The 16,049-nt window shown below is 63.7% G+C and carries 17 protein-coding genes and 1 pseudogene; 7 read left to right on the forward strand and 11 right to left on the reverse strand.

The window, feature by feature from the left end; all coding sequences use genetic code 11:
- Nucleotides 1-174: 174 nt before the first annotated feature.
- Together NLY37_RS06135 and NLY37_RS06140 are read right to left on the reverse strand one after the other, a co-directional pair.
- Nucleotides 175-1,464, reverse strand: a complete 1,290-nt coding sequence (locus NLY37_RS06135) for an ABC transporter substrate-binding protein (RefSeq protein ID WP_023689479.1) — start codon at nucleotides 1,462-1,464, stop codon at nucleotides 175-177.
- A 34-nt stretch (nucleotides 1,465-1,498) separates the two neighbouring features.
- Nucleotides 1,499-2,599 carry an ABC transporter ATP-binding protein gene (locus NLY37_RS06140; RefSeq protein ID WP_023742830.1) on the reverse strand — a complete coding sequence of 367 codons (1,101 nt, stop codon included), beginning with the start codon at nucleotides 2,597-2,599 and terminating at the stop codon, nucleotides 1,499-1,501.
- Nucleotides 2,600-2,863: 264 nt separating this feature from the next.
- Between NLY37_RS06140 and NLY37_RS06145 the strand changes: the two genes are divergently transcribed.
- The gene (locus NLY37_RS06145) at nucleotides 2,864-3,574 is read left to right on the forward strand and encodes a GntR family transcriptional regulator (RefSeq protein WP_023697427.1); all 711 of its coding nucleotides are present in this window, start codon (nucleotides 2,864-2,866) and stop codon (nucleotides 3,572-3,574) included.
- Between the two features lie 3 nt (nucleotides 3,575-3,577).
- Here the strand turns inward: NLY37_RS06145 and NLY37_RS06150 are convergent, their stop codons facing one another.
- Nucleotides 3,578-4,807, reverse strand: coding sequence for a GNAT family N-acetyltransferase (locus NLY37_RS06150; protein WP_023669399.1), 1,230 nt, complete (start codon nucleotides 4,805-4,807; stop codon nucleotides 3,578-3,580).
- 91 nt (nucleotides 4,808-4,898) lie between these two features.
- Here NLY37_RS06150 and NLY37_RS06155 point away from each other — a divergent pair, with 91 nt between their 5' ends.
- A complete protein-coding gene (locus NLY37_RS06155) occupies nucleotides 4,899-5,957 on the forward strand; it encodes a polysaccharide deacetylase family protein (RefSeq protein WP_023742829.1) in 1,059 nt (352 codons plus the stop codon).
- Nucleotides 5,958-5,972: 15 nt separating this feature from the next.
- Here NLY37_RS06155 and NLY37_RS06160 read toward each other — a convergent pair whose 3' ends face one another.
- On the reverse strand, nucleotides 5,973-6,188 hold the full coding sequence (locus NLY37_RS06160; protein ID WP_023669401.1) for a DUF2842 domain-containing protein: 216 nt from the start codon (nucleotides 6,186-6,188) through the stop codon (nucleotides 5,973-5,975).
- Between the two features lie 151 nt (nucleotides 6,189-6,339).
- On the opposite strand from NLY37_RS06160, the gene NLY37_RS06165 reads away from it, so the two are divergent.
- The gene (locus NLY37_RS06165; RefSeq protein WP_023742828.1) at nucleotides 6,340-7,464 is read left to right on the forward strand and encodes a COX15/CtaA family protein; all 1,125 of its coding nucleotides are present in this window, start codon (nucleotides 6,340-6,342) and stop codon (nucleotides 7,462-7,464) included.
- Between the two features lie 53 nt (nucleotides 7,465-7,517).
- Here NLY37_RS06165 and NLY37_RS06170 read toward each other — a convergent pair whose 3' ends face one another.
- From NLY37_RS06170 to speB, 3 genes are all read right to left on the reverse strand, one after another.
- Nucleotides 7,518-8,357, reverse strand: coding sequence for an aminoglycoside phosphotransferase family protein (locus NLY37_RS06170; RefSeq protein WP_023742827.1), 840 nt, complete (start codon nucleotides 8,355-8,357; stop codon nucleotides 7,518-7,520).
- Between the two features lie 64 nt (nucleotides 8,358-8,421).
- On the reverse strand, nucleotides 8,422-9,348 hold the full coding sequence (gene argC / locus NLY37_RS06175; protein ID WP_023742826.1) for an N-acetyl-gamma-glutamyl-phosphate reductase: 927 nt from the start codon (nucleotides 9,346-9,348) through the stop codon (nucleotides 8,422-8,424).
- Between the two features lie 29 nt (nucleotides 9,349-9,377).
- Entirely contained in the window at nucleotides 9,378-10,379 is a 1,002-nt protein-coding gene (gene speB, locus NLY37_RS06180) for an agmatinase (protein ID WP_023669405.1), read from the reverse strand.
- A 98-nt stretch (nucleotides 10,380-10,477) separates the two neighbouring features.
- Here speB and NLY37_RS06185 point away from each other — a divergent pair.
- Nucleotides 10,478-10,692: pseudogene (locus NLY37_RS06185) on the forward strand (glycerophosphodiester phosphodiesterase family protein); the annotation flags it as partial.
- Between the two features lie 186 nt (nucleotides 10,693-10,878).
- On the opposite strand, the gene NLY37_RS06190 reads toward NLY37_RS06185, so the two are convergent.
- Nucleotides 10,879-11,751 (reverse strand): aldo/keto reductase family oxidoreductase, encoded by an 873-nt coding sequence (locus NLY37_RS06190; RefSeq protein ID WP_023742825.1) that lies wholly within the window; start codon nucleotides 11,749-11,751, stop codon nucleotides 10,879-10,881.
- Between the two features lie 91 nt (nucleotides 11,752-11,842).
- On the opposite strand from NLY37_RS06190, the gene NLY37_RS06195 reads away from it, so the two are divergent.
- The gene (locus NLY37_RS06195; protein ID WP_023742824.1) at nucleotides 11,843-12,742 is read left to right on the forward strand and encodes a LysR family transcriptional regulator; all 900 of its coding nucleotides are present in this window, start codon (nucleotides 11,843-11,845) and stop codon (nucleotides 12,740-12,742) included.
- 267 nt (nucleotides 12,743-13,009) lie between these two features.
- Here NLY37_RS06195 and rpsI read toward each other — a convergent pair whose 3' ends face one another.
- The 3 genes from rpsI to NLY37_RS06210 all read right to left on the reverse strand — a co-directional run bounded on the left by rpsI (nucleotide 13,010) and on the right by NLY37_RS06210 (nucleotide 14,640).
- On the reverse strand, nucleotides 13,010-13,492 hold the full coding sequence (gene rpsI, locus NLY37_RS06200; RefSeq protein WP_023669408.1) for a 30S ribosomal protein S9: 483 nt from the start codon (nucleotides 13,490-13,492) through the stop codon (nucleotides 13,010-13,012).
- Nucleotide 13,493: 1 nt separating this feature from the next.
- A complete protein-coding gene (gene rplM, locus NLY37_RS06205; protein WP_023669409.1) occupies nucleotides 13,494-13,958 on the reverse strand; it encodes a 50S ribosomal protein L13 in 465 nt (154 codons plus the stop codon).
- Between the two features lie 217 nt (nucleotides 13,959-14,175).
- Nucleotides 14,176-14,640, reverse strand: coding sequence for a PaaI family thioesterase (locus NLY37_RS06210; RefSeq protein WP_023742823.1), 465 nt, complete (start codon nucleotides 14,638-14,640; stop codon nucleotides 14,176-14,178).
- Between the two features lie 145 nt (nucleotides 14,641-14,785).
- Between NLY37_RS06210 and NLY37_RS06215 the strand changes: the two genes are divergently transcribed.
- Together NLY37_RS06215 and NLY37_RS06220 are read left to right on the forward strand one after the other, a co-directional pair.
- A complete protein-coding gene (locus NLY37_RS06215; RefSeq protein ID WP_023742822.1) occupies nucleotides 14,786-15,607 on the forward strand; it encodes an enoyl-CoA hydratase in 822 nt (273 codons plus the stop codon).
- Between the two features lie 12 nt (nucleotides 15,608-15,619).
- Nucleotides 15,620-16,042 carry a VOC family protein gene (locus NLY37_RS06220; protein WP_023742821.1) on the forward strand — a complete coding sequence of 141 codons (423 nt, stop codon included), beginning with the start codon at nucleotides 15,620-15,622 and terminating at the stop codon, nucleotides 16,040-16,042.
- Nucleotides 16,043-16,049: the final 7 nt, after the last annotated feature.

Consider the following 16,049-nt stretch of genomic DNA (forward strand, 5'->3'; position numbering starts at 1 on the left):
GGACATCTCCCCACGAGCGGGGAGATCGAACTCTCATAACGGCCTTCGCCAAACTCCAACGTTGCTAACGAAGAGCCGGCCATGACGCTGCCAATCTCCCCCCAAGTGGGGGAGATGTCCGGCAGGACAGAGGGGGGCGCGAAGGATCGCAACATCACAGTGAACGCGTCCGCTCTACGCCGCGATGAATTCGTTCCAGCGCTTCACCATGTAGCGGTCCTCGTCCATGACCGAGTTCCAGCAGGCGACCTTGCCCATACGCTCTTCGAACGAGCCGCCGTCGCGCACGGCGCCGGCCTTTTCCATGACGGTGCCGTCCGGCGCCTTGATCTCGCCCTTGGCCGGCTTGCCTTCGATCCAGTAGCCCCATTCGTCCTCGGACATGAACTTCTTGGCCGAGACCATATTGGCGGAATAGTAGCCCTGGCGGTTGAGATAGCCGCCGACCCAGCCCGACGTATACCAGTTGATGTATTCGTAGGCGGCGTCGAGCTCGGCGCCCTTGAGATGGGCGGCAAGGCCAAGGCCGCCGCCCCATGAGCGATAGCCCTCCTTGAGCGGCTGGAAGCGGCATGCGATGCCTTTGGAGCGCACGGCAGCGACGGCCGGCGACCACATAGACTGGATGACCACTTCGCCCGATGCCATCAGGTTGACGCTCTCGTCGAACGACTTCCAGAAGGCGCGGAACTGGCCGGCCTGCTTGGCCTTGATGAGGAAGTCGATCGTCTTGTCGATCTCTTCCTTGGTCATGTTGCCCTTGTCGGCATATTTGATGTTGCCTGTGGCCTCCATGATCATGGCCGCATCCATGATACCGATGGACGGGATGTTAAGGATCGCGGTCTTGCCCTTGAAGGCCGGATCCATGATGTCGGCCCAGGTGGTGATGTCGCGGCCGACGAGGTCGGGCCGGATGCCTAGCGTATCGGCGTTGTAGATCGTCGGCACCATGGTGAACCACTTGGTCGGCGCCTTGGCGAAGGTCTTTGAGTCCTGCGCTTCGACATAGCCGACCGTGTGCGGCGCGGTGCCCTGGGCAATGATGCTGTCGGGCGTCAGCTTGCCGGTTTTGAACAACGGCACCAGCTCGTCGTAGTATTTCAGCTTACTGACATCCATCGGCTGCAGCACGCCGCTCGGGAACACCTTCTTGCAGATCCAGTATTCGATGTCGGCGATGTCATAGCTGTCGGGCTGGGTCACGGCGCGCTGGGCGGCCGCGTCCGAATCGGTCGCCGTCATTTCCAGCGTGATGCCGAGGTCGGCCTTGCACTTGTCGGCGATCGCGTTCAGGTTCGACACGCCGGTGCCGAACTGGCGCAGCGTGATGTTGGACTGCGCCCAGATGGTCGGGAAGCCTGTAATGGCGCCCGAGCCTGCGGCGAGGCCGACGGCGGCCGCACCTGTCTTGAGCAACGAACGTCGCGAAATTCCGGTCTTTGTTTCTACTGTTTTTGTCATTCCTATTCCCCTGTTTTGTTTTGCTTCGTTGAATTCATGAATGAAGGCGGCCGAGGACGATGGCGTCCTCGGAATCCCAGGCGAGCGGTACGGCGTCGCCAAGGGCGACGGGTTTGGCGAAGAAGTCGGAATCGTCGATGATAACGGTGAAATCGTCGATGCCGCCGCCGGTGACCGACAGCTTCACCGTGGCGCCGCGATATTCGATGTTGGAGACGATGCCGGTGAAGCCGAGGCCGGGAGAGGGTGCTTCGCCGATGCGCACATGGTCGGTGCGGATGGCGATGTCGATCGGCGTGCCCACCTCCTGGCCCGCCTCCCGGCCTTGCCCGCGGGCGGCGAGCGAGGCGCCACCATTGACGTCGAAGACGACCATGCCGTCGCGCGCGCCGGTAACCCGGCCGGAGATGACATTGTGGTCACCCATGAAGCGCGCGACGAAGGCGGTGGCCGGCCTTTCGAACACATCTCGCGGCGGCGCCGCCTGTTCGATGCGGCCGTCATTCATCACCACGATCAGGTCCGCCAAGGCCATGGCCTCTTCCTGGCTGTGGGTGACGTGGACGAAAGTGATGCCAAGCGAGGTCTGCAATTTCTTCAGCTCGGCGCGCATGCGTATCTTCAGGAACGGGTCGAGTGCCGACAGCGGCTCGTCGAGCAGCAGCGCCTCGGGATCGGTGATCAGAGCGCGGGCGAGTGCAACACGCTGCTGCTGGCCGCCGGAAAGCTGCGCCGGCCGGCGCGTCGCATAGGCCTCCATCTGCATCAGCTTGAGCATGTCGAGCGCCTTGGCACGGCGCTGCTCCTTGTCGACGCCCTTCATCTTCAGGCTGAAGGCGACATTGTCGACAAGGTCGAGATGCGGAAACAGCGCATAGGACTGGAACATCATCGCCGTGCCACGCTTTGCCGGCGGCAAGTCGGTGACGACGATGTTGTCGAGGCGGACATCGCCCGACGAAATGCTTTCGTGGCCGGCGATCATGCGCAGCGTCGAGGTCTTGCCGCAGCCGGAGGGGCCAAGCAGGCAGCAATAGGTGCCTGCCGGTATCTTCAGGCTGATGGCCTCGACGGCAGTCGTCGTTCCGTACACTTTCGAAACGGAGACGATGTCGATCTCGGCGGCTTTGGACATTCAGGCTTCCCCGTTTGGTCGCGTCAACCAATGCATTATGCGTGCCAATCGGCGAGATTCGGCCAAGCGTTTGAATCATCAGCAAAATCGGAATTCGTGCCCACTGCCTAGCCGGTGGGCTATCTTGTGCATTGCACAAATTATGGGCGATTGTGCGCGATCCGCGCAAGAATCGTATGCAATCTTTTTTGGCTTCGTGTCCACTTTGCCTCTCGTGCGCAGGCGACGAGTTGCGCTAGAAAGAGGCTGGGAACCATCATCGCCATGAACATTGCCGATCAGATCCATTCCGCCGACAGCGCCAACCAGGATCGCGCCCAGGCGATTCGCGACAATCTGCGGGACGCCATCGTTGACCGTCGGCTGACGCCCGGCACCAAGCTGTCGGAAGGCGAGGTCGGCACGCTGTTCGACGTCTCGCGCACGGTCGCGCGCGCGGCGCTGCAGATGCTGTCCTTCGAGGGGCTGGTGCGTACCGAGCGCAACCGTGGCGCCTTCGTCGCCAACCCTACGCCCGAGGAAGCGCGCCAGGTGTTCGCATCGCGCCGGCTGATCGAGCCGGGCATCGCCATTGCCGCCTGCGGGCGGGTCACAGCCACCGATATCGCTGCGTTCCGCGCGCAGCTCGACGAGGAAGGCCGCTTCATCGCCGAGCGCGGCCCAACCGCGCGGCGCTCCGAAATCAAGGCATCAGGCGATTTCCACCTGCTGCTCGCCTCCGTCGCCGGCAATGCCATCCTGCAGCGCTTCATGGAGGAGCTGGTGGCGCGTTCGTCGCTGGTGATCGCCCTTTACGGACGATCCGGCGTGTCGGCCTGCGGACACAGTGAGCACACGGAAATGGTCGGCGCGCTGGAAAGCGGCGATTGCGGGTTGGTGAGCCGGCTGATGCTGCACCATATCGACCACATCGAGGCGGATCTCGACCTGCGGGTCAGGGCCGGCCCGGCGCTCCGCGAAGCGCTGAATTTCTGAACGCTAGTTTTCGTCGTCCGTGGGAGCGGGCGCTGCCTGTCCGGCGGCCTTGCGGCGCAGCATCTTGGTCAGCTTCCAGACCGTCGGGTTGTTCTTGATGAAGGCTTTCGCCCGTGCGCCCTGCCGCAGCGCCGACGCCAGGGCGCGTCCCTTCAGCGTCAGGGGCGCCAGCACCTCGAAATGCTGGGTCTCGATATCGCACCAGAGCCGCTTGTAGGGCTCGTCGCCGACCGAGAAATCATAGACATCGAAGCCTGTTTGGCACGCTTCCTCGATGATGTCGAAGAAAAGGAAATCGCCGGGGCTGGTGTGGCCGAGATCGTCCTCGGCGATGGCGCCGAATTCGCAGATCAGGCGTTTGCCCGAGCGGCTCGAGCCGGTGATTGCGCGCAGCTTGCCGGCCACTTCGAGCCCATGCAGCACAAAGGCCGGTTTCTCCTCGGCCAGCGCGCCGGCGAAGAGGGCACGGAAGAAAGCCCGCACCTCCGGCTCGCCGAAGACATTGGCGATGCCCATCTTGGCGAAACGGAACTCCTTCATCTCGAAGAAAGCGTCGAGCAGCCGGTTCACGTCTTCGGGTGTCTGCGCCTCGATGCGGCGATGAACGCCGACCGCCTCGAATTTGCGTGTCTGCGAACGGTGCTTCTTGCGCTTGCGCTTGCCGCCCACACGCGACAGCAGCGCATCGAAACCACCGTCGAGATTGACGGCGAGCGACAGGTTTGGGCTCGGAAAGTTGGAGAACGCCACCAGCGGATTGGCAACGCCATCGAGGTCGGGCAGAAGCCTTTCCAAGGCAACGAGATCGATGTCGGGACGCGCCTTGCCGATCGCCGTCACCAGCCTGCGGATCCCCCCGGCATCTGCCTTTGCCAGCCATGCCGGATCGGCGGCGGCGAAATTGCCGTTGGCATGGCGCCCGCCCATGAAGCGGGCGACGCGGAATGGACCAGTTCGCGTGATTTCCAGTGCCAGTGCAAAGACCGGCCTGTCCTCGATTGTCAGCGTGGCAATGACGGCATCGGGATTAGCCTGCGCCGTCCAGGCACGAACCCAGTCCGCGCTTTGCGCCGGCGCAAACAGCGCCGAACGGCAGAATTCGCCGTAAGAGGCGAGCGCGGCAGCATCTGCGATCGACACCGACAGACTGGTCTGGTCGGCAGCCGGCGTGCGCGCAGACGCCTTGCTTGCGGCGAGCCGATTGCCGTCAAATGACGCGGTGGCGTCAACCATACCTCAATCCTTAAGGCGTATTCGTCGCGATCAGGAGTTCGCGTCGGCGCGTTCCGTGCTTGGATCGAGCCTAGGCGCAAAAGGTGAATGAATGATCGACGGTGGTGAGGCAGTTCGGAAACTGGCGCTTAATATCGCCCGCTTTACCGGCCTTGCACCGCTGGCCAAGCCGTTTGTCGGCGGCATTGGCGCCATCCTCATGTTGCATCGGGTCACCGCCACGCCGGAGAAGCCGGACGGCGTTAACCGCCACCTCAACATCGCCCCGCGATTCCTCGACGCTCTCGTCGCCGACATGAAGTCGAGGGGCTATGCCTTCGTCACCCTCGACGAGGCGATCGAGCGCATCAAGGCCGGCGGCAAGGACGGCCAGTTCGCCACCATCACCGCCGACGACGCCTATCGCGACAACATGACCGAAGCGCTGCCAGTGCTCGAAAAGCACGACGCGCCGATCACCATCTATGTCGCGCCGGGTCTGATCGACGGCAGCGCCGATTTATGGTGGGACGTGGTCGAGGATATCGTCAACGCGCGGGAGCGTTTGACGCTGGCGACGCCGAAGGGGCCGGTGACCATAGACTGCTCGACCCACAGCAAGAAACTCCACGCCAATGCGCGTCTGCATGCCTATCTGACGCTCGAGGTGCGCGAGGAGGATCAGCGCGCCGTGCTGCGCGATCTGGCGCGCTCGAACGGCATCGACCTCGATGGCTTGCGCCCAAGCACGCTAATGACCTGGGACGATATCCGCGCCGTGGCCGGGCACAGGCTGGTGACGATCGGCGCGCATACGGTCAACCACCGCAATCTGAAGCGGCTCGACGAAGCCGATGCGCGCCATGAAATCGTCGACGTCAGGCGCCAGCTGCAGGCGCAGCTCGGCGAAGACCCACGTCATCTCGCTTACCCCTATGGTTACGCCAGCGCTGTCGGCTGCCGCGAAGTGGGCTTTGCCCGCGACGCCGGCTACGCCTCGGCGGTGACCACTCGCCACGGCGTGCTGCACGCCGAACATGCCGGCTTCCTGCACGCGCTGCCGCGCATTTCGATCAACGGCCGCTACCAGAGTGTCGCCCATATCCGCACCATGTTGTCGGGCGTGACGACCCCGCTGGCCAATGCCGGCAAAATGGTCGTCACCATCTGACCTGGGTCGGGCGCTTCAGCCTTTCGGCGGCGGCTCCAGGATCAGCCATTTGATGATGCCCATCGCAGGCAGCACCCAGAACAGGCCGCTGAACAGGAAGAACAGGAAATGCACCAGCGGGCTGGATTGCGACAGCTGCGCGACCGCTATGATCGACGCGACCAGCGCATAGATGATGACCAGCGCCACCAGTAGGAAGGTTCCGATCAGCTTTTTCAGGCGGATGGGCATGAGCGTTCTCGTTGATCGCCTCCGCTTAGGCCCAACCGGGGGCGCGTGCAACCCGTGACTTGCGGCGCGACGGCGTGCCGCGCCGTCCGGTCTTGTCAGCCGGGTTGCGATGGTTCACCAATCCGCCACGTCAACCTGCCGGGACCAACCCATGGCCGCCATATCAGCCGCCGCGCCTTACATTGACCGCGATCGCGATCTGCAAAACCGGGCTCTGCTGCGCGGCTGGCTTTATGTCGTGCTTCTGGTGCTGTTTGCGCTGGTGCTGGTCGGCGGCGCCACCAGGCTCACCAATTCCGGCCTGTCGATCACGCAGTGGAAGCCGATCCACGGCGTGATACCGCCGCTCAACGACGCCGAGTGGCAGGAGGAGTTCCAGCTCTACCAGAAGATTCCGCAATATGCCGAGCTCAACAAGGGCATGAGCCTGGACGCCTTCAAATCGATCTTCTGGTGGGAGTGGGCGCACCGTATCCTGGCGCGCAGTGTCGGCCTGGTCTTCGGCCTGCCGCTGCTGGTCTTGTGGGCGACGCGCCGCATCGAGCGCGGCCTTGGGCCAAAGCTGGTCGGTATTCTGCTGCTTGGTGGCCTGCAAGGCGCCATCGGCTGGTGGATGGTGGCCTCCGGCCTGATCGACCGGGTCTCCGTCAGCCAGTACCGGCTGGCCACGCATTTAACGCTTGCCGCCCTGATCTTCACCGCCACCATGGTGGTCGCGCGCGGGCTGGCGCCGCATTCGGAGCCTGCCGCCGACCGGCCCACACAAAGGCTGGCCGGCTTCATCGTGCCGCTGGTGCTGGTCCAGATCTATCTCGGCGGCCTGGTCGCAGGGCTCGACGCCGGCCTGAGCTACAACACCTGGCCGCTGATGGACGGCAAGGTGATCCCGTCAGATTTGCTTCTGCTCGAGCCGGCCTGGCGCAACTTGTTCGAGAACCCGAAGACGGTGCAGTTCGTCCACCGACTGGGCGCCTACACGGTCTTTGCCGTCGGGCTCTGGCACATGATCGCGACACGCCGGCGTTTACCAGGCACGACACACGCACGCCGCGCGACGCTGCTGTTTCTGCTGATGCTGGTCCAGGCCTCGATCGGCATCGGCACGCTGCTGATGCAGGTGCCGCTGCACATGGCGCTGACCCATCAGGCCTTCGCGCTTGTCCTGCTGGGATTTGCCGCCGCCCACTGGCGCGGCACCAAAGGCGCCTATCCACTGCCAACGCGGCCGCCCATGAACGCAGGTACATCGTCTACGGTGTCTTGGCCGTCGCAATAATCTATTTCGCGAACGAACTGCCTCGCTACGTCTAACGCGCGAGGCTGCGCCGGTCAGAAGCTGAGCCGCACCTTTCGGATCACTCCCGCAACCGACAGCTCGCGGTTCTCGTCGACCGCATTCTCGTCCTCATGATGCCATGCGGCCGACAGGCAGCCATAGGCGATGGCATGGTCGAGAATGGCAGCCGGCGTCTGGCCGAGTGTCCTGGCGAAGATCTCGGCCATATGCGCGATGCGCTCGGGATCGAGGCAGAGGTCGTCGCGCCCCAGTGGGTTGTAGAACAGATTGGCGGCGTCGAAGCCGGGATCGCCGAGCACGCCCTTCGGGTCGATCGCCAGCCAGCCGCGCGCACCGTGCAAAATGTTGTCGTGATGCAGGTCGCCATGCAGCGGCTTGACCGCATGCGGGGCATCGAGCAGCCGGTCCGCGATTTCGGCGGCCTCGATATAGAGGTTGTGCTCTCCGGCGTCGCGATCGGCTCCGGCCTTTTTGAACAGGCTGGCAAACCGTGTCCGCAGCGGCTGCAGGTCCGGCGGGGCAGGGTGTCTTGAGGGCGAGAACAGTCTCCCCATCAACTCGGCCGCGATTGCGGTCGCGGCGTTGTCGCCTTCCTTGGCCAGAACTTCGGAAAGCAGGGTGTCGCCGGCATATTCCAGCAGCATGCGGTGGCCGTCCCGGCCAAGCAGCCGCACCGCGCCTTCGCCGCGCCGCCATGCGAGATAGTGCTCGCCGCGCAACTCGTCCTCGACATCGTCGAATGGTTTGAGCGCCTTGACGATGGCCGGCGAGCCGTCCTCACGCCGCACCTTCCAGATGCGGCTCGAAAAAGTCTCGGCAATGAGCTCGGGCGCGCTGATCTTCCAGCGCTTTGGAAATGCAGGCGCGTCCATTCAGAGCGTGATGCCGAAAAGTGTTAAGCGGTTTTCGGGCGACAGAATGCTCTCTCCAACTGAATTAAAGGCCGAGCATCAGATCCATGTTCTGAACGGCAGCACCCGAGGCGCCCTTTCCGAGATTGTCATAGACCGCAATCAGCAGCGCCTGTGCCCGGTCGTCATTGGCAAAGACATAGACCTTCATGCGGTTGGTGCCGTTATAGACCTCGGGATTGATCTCGGGCAGGCGCTCCACGTGCTCGTAAGGAGCTACCTCGACCACGCCGCCCTTGATGGCGGCAAAATGGTCGGCGATTGCCGCGTGCAGTTCGGCGCCGGCCGGCACATGGCCGAGCCCGCCGAGCTGCAGCGGCACCACTGTGATCATGCCTTGGGCGAAATTGCCGACCGCCGGCTGCATGATCGGATCGTGCGACAGCTTCGCATAGGTGCGCAGCTCCGGCACATGCTTGTGCTGCAGGGTCAGCCCATAGACCTGGAATTCAGAGGCATCCTCGCCCTTGGCGACATAGTCCTCGATCATCGGCCGGCCGCCGCCCGAATAGCCCGAAATGCCATTGACCGTGATCGGGAAATCCGCCGGCAGCAGGCCGGCGGCGACCAGCGGCCGCAGTGTCGCGATCGGTCCTTGCGGCCAGCAGCCGGGATTGGCGACGCGTTTCGCATTGGCGATGATCCTGGCCTGATCCTTGTCCAGCTCGGCAAAGCCATATTCCCAGCCCTCGGCGACGCGATGCGCCGTGGAGGCGTCGATCACCTTGGTGGTGTCGTTGGCAATCAGCGACACGCTTTCCTTGGCAGCCGCATCCGGCAGGCACAGGATGGCGACATCGGCGGCATTGAGGAACTCGGCGCGCGCCGCCGTTTCCTTGCGGCGCTCGGCCGGGATCGAGATGATCTCGAGGTCGCCGCGCTCGGCCAGCAGCGCCCGGATCTGCAGGCCGGTGGTGCCGTGTTCGCCATCGATGAAGATTTTCGGTTTCATGTGCCCGTCAATTCCCTGCTAATTCAGGCCTATATGCCCTGGCCATGGTTTGCCGCGCCATGGTTGCCGCTGTTCAGCTCTTCCGCCCGCGCTTTTCGCTCGGCCACCAGGCCGAGATAGTGCATGGCCACCATCGAGCCGGCGATCGCCGTTATATCGGCGTGATCATAGGCCGGCGCAACCTCGACGACGTCGGCGCCGACAATATCGACCTGGCCGAGCTGGCGCAGCGTCGACAGGATTTTCGCCGAGGACGGTCCGCCGGCAACCGGCGTGCCGGTGCCGGGCGCAAAGGCCGGGTCGAGGCAGTCGATGTCGAAGGTGAGATAGGTCTTCCTGCCGCCGGTGCGGTCGACGATCGCATAGGCGATGTCGGAAGCCCGCATCTCCTCGATCTCGTGACCGTAAAGGATCTTGATGCCGAACGTATCGGGGGCATGCGTGCGGATGCCGATCTGGATCGAGCGGTCGGGGTCGATGATGCCTTCATTGACGGCGCGGCCGACGAACGAACCATGGTCGATGCGCTTGCCATCGTCAGGCCAGGTGTCCTGGTGCGCATCGAACTGCACCAGCGCCAGCGGCCCGTGGATGGCGGCATGTGCCTTGAGCAGCGGCCAGGTGACGAAATGATCGCCGCCGAGCGACAACAGGAAGGCACCCGATTTCAGGATCTTCGCCGCCTCGCGCTCGATCGTGCCTGGTGTCTTCTGGTGATTGCCCGAATCGAGCAGGCAATCGCCATAGTCGATGACGGCGAGATGCTCGAACAGGTCGCGCGAGAACGGATATTGCGGGTCGTTGTCGAGGATCGCCGAGGCGCGGCGGATCGCCTGCGGCCCGAAGCGCGCGCCCGGCCGGTTGGTGACGGCGGCATCGAACGGAATGCCCCACACGACGGCGTCCGCGCCCTTTGCATCCTTGGTGTATTTGCGCCGCATGAACGACAGCGCGCCGGCATAGGTCGGCTCGAAGGAAGGCCCCGTCTTGGAGCGGGCGGTGAACGCGTTGTCGATGGTCTGGTTCGCCATTACGGGTCCTTCTTTGTTCATCGGGCTGCCACAACTATAGAACCGGCACGCAAGATGCCAGTCACAGCTTGGCGAAGGACTTGTATAGCCAAGGCGCAAGGCCCGGCGGCTTCCTCTCCGGCGGCTGCGGCGATGAACTGGCGGTGCAGGCCGGCATTTCGGCCGAGATCACGGTTTCTGGGCCGAACGCGGCGTCACCATCATCCAGACCGACGAACCGAAGGCTGCGATTGGCTGGCTGGGGGCCAATGGGTTTCGGGTGCCTTATGTGGATGAGGCGAAGCCGGCCGAGCCGGCAAATACGGCGAGTATCATTGGAGCGGAGGCTGGAACTGCAATCTCCCTCCTTGAGGGGGAGATGGCCGGCAGGCCAGAGGGGGTCGCCTCGCGTGGAGCGCTAACCTCCCTCTGCCGCTGAGAAATGGTCCAGCCCGGTCGAACCGACCCCCTCTGTCGCCTTTGGCGACATCTCCCCCTCGAGGGGGAGATTGCTGGCGCTTCACGCCGCTTTCGCCACCCCATCCAATTCCCTTAGCACATCGGCCGACATCTCCAGTTCCCGCGCCGCCAGGTTCTCTCTCAAATGCCCGATCGACGACGTCCCCGGGATCAGCAGGATGTTCGGCGAGCGGCGCAGCAGCCAGGCGAGCGCAACCTGCAAGGGTGTGGCGCCGAGCCGCGCGGCCACATCCGACAAGGTCGACGACTGCAGCGGGCTGAAGCCGCCGAGCGGGAAGAACGGCGTGTAGGCGATGCCGGCGCGCGCCAGTTCATCGATCAACGCGTCGTCGTCGCGATGCGCCAGATTGTACTGGTTCTGCACGCAGACGATCTCGGCGATCCCACGGCCTTCCTCGACCTGCGCAGGGGTGACGTTGCTCAGGCCGATATGGCGCACCAGGCCCTTGCGCTGCAATTCGGCAAGCGCGGTCAATTGCGCCCCGATCGAGCCCTCGGCCGGACCCATCACCCCGAACATGATGCGCAGATTGACGACATCCAGCACCTCAAGGCCGAGATTCCTGAGATTGTCGTGCACGGCCTGCTCAAGTTCCTTGGCGGAATAGGCAGGCCGCCATGAGCCGTCGCTGCCGCGCCGCGCCCCGATCTTGGTGACGATGACGAGGTCTTGCGGATAGGGCGCCAGCGCTTCGCGGATCAGCTGGTTGGTGACATGCGGGCCATAATAGTCGCTGGTGTCGATGTGGTTGACCCCGGATGCCACCGCTTCGCGCAGCACAGCAATGGCCGCGTCCCGATCTTTCGGCGGACCGAAAACGTGCGGGCCGGCAAGTTGCATGGCGCCGTAGCCGAGCCGTTTCACGGTGTGGCTGCCGAGGGTGAATGTGCCGGATTTTTGGATGGTGGACATGGTCGATCTCCTTTGAGGAGGCGAAGATAGACGCTGCTCAACCTTGGGATAATAAGGTACAATCCGTACAGCTTGTGCGGAATGGCGAACAATGATGGATCTTGGCGATCTGAATGCTTTCGTGACGGTGGCGCGTGCCGGCGGTTTTCGCGAAGGGGCTCGCGCCGGCGGCGGCAGCGCGTCGGGCCTGAGCGAAGCGGTGCGCCGCCTGGAGACGCAGCTCGGCGTCAGGCTGTTCAACCGCACGACACGCAGCGTTGTTCCAACCGACGCAGGCCTCAGCCTCTTGGGAAGGCTTGGCCCGGCGCTGTCGGAGGTGGAGGCGGCCCTCGACGTGGTTAATGGCTTTCGCGACAGGCCGGCCGGTTCGCTGCGCCTCAACGTCCCGGTCAGCGCCGCGCGGCTGATATTGCCCGACATCGTTCCGGGCTTCCTCGCCGCCTATCCCGGCATTCGGCTGGAGGTCATCGCCGATGAGAACTTCGTCGACGTACTGGCGGCCGGCTGCGACGCCGGCATCCGCTATGACGAGCGACTGGAGCAGGACATGATCGCGGTGCCGATCGGACCGCGCGTCCAGCGCTTCGCCACTGGCGCCAGCCCCGCCTATCTCGATCGCCATGGGCGGCCGCAGCACCCGAGCGATCTGCTTGGCCATGCTTGTCTGCGCGGCCGTTTTGCCAGTGGTTCGATGCTGCCGTGGGAATTCGAGCGCGACGGCGAGGTGGTGCGGGTCGACACGACGGGGCCGTTGATCGTGCGCATCGGCGGGGCGAGCGATCTTGCCGTCCATGCGGCGATTGCCGGCAGCGGCATCGTCGCTCTCTTTGAAGGGTGGCTTCGCCCTCACTTCGAAAGCGGTGACCTGGAGCCCGTGCTCGAACCGTGGTGGCAGAGCTTTCCCGGGCCATTTCTGTACTATCCCGGACGGCGTCTGGTTCCGGCGCCGCTACGGGCGTTTATCGATTACATCAAGGCCGGCAAGTTCTGAGACTTGAACCGAGGCGGGCGCCATCACCCCACCCGGCGCTTCGCGCCGACCTCCCCATCGAGGAGAGATAGGGCGTCGCGCTCTTACGGTAGGGTTTTGGTGTCAGCCGAGCCCCCGTGGATTGTTCAGGGCGGCAAAACTGCCGTGACCCCTACCTCCCCTCGATGGGGAGGTCGCGCCGAAGGCGCGGGCGGGGTGACTGCCGTGACCGCAAAACAAAAAAGGCCGCCCGGAAGCGGCCTTTCGATTGCTTGAAGCCCGATACGCTTAGCGCTTCGAGAACTGGAAGGAACGACGGGCCTTCGCCTTGCCGTACTTCTTGCGCTCGACGACGCGGCTGTCGCGGGTCAGGAAGCCGCCCTTCTTGAGCACGGCGCGCAGTGCCGGCTCATAGTAGGTCAGCGCCTTGGAGATGCCGTGACGAACGGCGCCGGCCTGGCCGGACAAGCCGCCGCCGATGACGGTGGCGACGATGTCGTACTGGCCGGCGCGGTTGGAAGCGATGATCGGCTGGTTGAGGATCATCTGCAGGACCGGACGCGCGAAATAGGTCGCGAATTCCTTGTCGTTGACGACGATCTTGCCCGAACCCGGCTTCACCCAGACGCGGGCGATGGCGTTCTTGCGCTTGCCGGTGGCATAGGCGCGGCCCGACTTGTCGAGCTTCTGGACATGGACGGGTGCTGCCGGCTGGGTGTTGGTGTTGCCGGTGGCGGCGCCCAATTCTGCGAGCGAGGAAAGCTCAGCCATCTTATGCAACCTTCTTGTTCTTGGCGTTCAGCGCGCCGACGTCGAGGGTGACGGGCTGCTGGGCGACATGCGGATGTTCCGTGCCTGCATAGACGCGGAGGTTCTTCATCTGGCGACGGCCGAGCGGCCCGCGCGGGATCATGCGTTCGACGGCCTTCTCGACGACACGCTCGGGGAAACGGCCCTCGAGCAGCTGGCGCGCGGTGCGCTCCTTGATGCCGCCGGGGTGACCGGTGTGCCAGTAATAGACCTTGTCGGTGAACTTCTTGCCGGTGAACACCACCTTGTCGGCATTGATGACGATGACGTTATCGCCGTCGTCGACATGCGGGGTGAAGGTGGGCTTGTGCTTGCCGCGAAGATGATTGGCGATGACAGTGGCGAGACGGCCGACGACGAGACCCTCGGCGTCGATCAGCACCCACTTCTTCACCACATCCGCAGGCTTCTGCGAAAAGGTTGCCATGGATTTTTCTGCTTTCGGTTAGGACCTTCCGAAGAAGGCGTTTCTTGTTGCTTGGATTGGCGACAAGGCCCTTGCCCGCCGCCAATAACAAAACGGCGGCCTTTGGGGGCCGCTGCTTCGTGACGGCTTATAGGCGAGGGGAGTGGGCACGTCAAGGCGCGGGAAAAGCACGTCTGCTCGTAAAGTGTAATAAAAACAAAGGTTTGATCAAAAGGTATTATTTTACCACATCGGCGGAGCGCTTCGGCGGGATCGAATAGGTGCCGGTCGCATGCGCTACCGTGTGTTCCTTCGGTCCGGCGACTATGTCGATATCGAACACCATCAGGCTCTTGCCCAGCTTCAGGATGCGGCAATGGCCGTCGATCGGGCCGGCCTCGGCCTTGCGGACGAAATTGATGTTGAGGTTGACGGTAACCGAAAGCGCATCCGGCCCGGCATGGCTGAGCACGCAGACATAGCCGCCAATGTCGGCCAGCGTGAACAGCGACGGACCCGATACCGTGCCGCCGGGACGCAAATGCCGTTCGTTGGCGTTGAGCCGCACCGTGCAGCCGCCGGGAAACACATCGAGCGCCTCATACGACGTGAACTCGTCGTTGAGCTGGGGGTAGACGCTGGCCATCAGCGCATTGACTTCAGCCGCCGTCAGCACCGGCTTGAGATTGTCCTGGGCGGGCATGTCGGTCTCTCGTTCTATGCCGGGCCTGTATGAACGCAATGATGCGCTTCTGGCAACACCTCTGGCGCAAGCGATGGGTGTTGATGAAACTCGATCCGATATTAGATAGTCTGGCGGCGCCCGGCGGAATCGCGGAGACCTTGTCATGGCCGAAATCCTTTCTATCAAACCTGTTGCCATAGACGGGCCGGTCATCGCCAGGCTGGACAAGGGCGTGCTGCGCCTGACGCTCGCCAATCCGCCCGCCAATGCCTTGTCGCTTTCCGTCATGGCGGCATTGAGCGCCGAGCTCGACGATGCCAAGGCCAACAAATCGGTCCGCGTCATCGTCCTGGCGGCCGCCGGGAAAGTCTTCTGCGCCGGTCACGATCTCAAGGAAATGACCGCGCGCCGCGCCGACGCCGACAAGGGCAAGGGGTTTTTCGAGCAGACATTTTCGGCTTGCGCGGCGTTGATGCAGCAGATCGTGCGCCATCCGCTCCCGATCATCGCCGAAGTCGATGGCCTCGCCACCGCCGCCGGGCTGCAGTTGGTTGCCAGTTGCGACCTCGCCATTGCCTCGCATGAAGCGACCTTCTGCACGCCGGGCGTCAATATCGGCCTGTTCTGTTCGACGCCAATGGTGGCGCTGTCGCGCAACGTGTCTCCCAAGCACGCCATGGAGATGCTTCTGACCGGCGAGACCATCGATGCGGCAACCGCCAAGGAATTCGGCCTGGTCAACCGCGTCGTGCCGCGCGAATACCTGAATCAGATCGTCACCAAATACGCGCAAACCATTGCCTCCAAATCATCTCTGGTGGTCAGGGCCGGCAAGGAAGCGTTTTACGCGCAGGCCGAGATGGGGTTGGCGGACGCGTATGCCTATACCGGCCGCGTCATGGTCGAGAACATGCTGGCCCGCGACGCCGAGGAAGGCATCGGCGCCTTCATCGGCAAGCGCAAACCGGAATGGATGGACGAATAGGCTTTTCGACCCATGGAACCACGCATCTCCATCATCACCATCGCCACCGACGATCTCGAGCGCGCCGTGCGCTTTTACGAGGGCATGGGCCTGAAGCGCCACGCCGGCATCACCGATGGCGTCGCCTTCTTCCAGATGGGCGGCGCCATTCTCGGCCTGTTCCCGCGGCCAAGCGCCGAAGAGGATTCAGGCATTGCCTTCGCCGCAGCACCGTCGGCGTTCTATCTCGCCTACAACACCCGCTCCCATGCCGAGGTTGACGAGGTCTTGGCCGCAGCCGAGAAGGCCGGCGGCACAATCGTCAAGCCGGCCGGCCGTGCCTTCTGGGGTGGCTGGTACGGCTATTTCGCCGATGCCGACGGCCATGTCTGGGAAGTGGCGCACAATCCGGCCTTCCCGATCGCGGATGACGGCACCATCTCGCTGCCGGACTGAGCGTCCG

Source organism: Mesorhizobium sp. C395A (assembly GCF_030323205.1).
Taxonomy (GTDB): domain Bacteria; phylum Pseudomonadota; class Alphaproteobacteria; order Rhizobiales; family Rhizobiaceae; genus Mesorhizobium.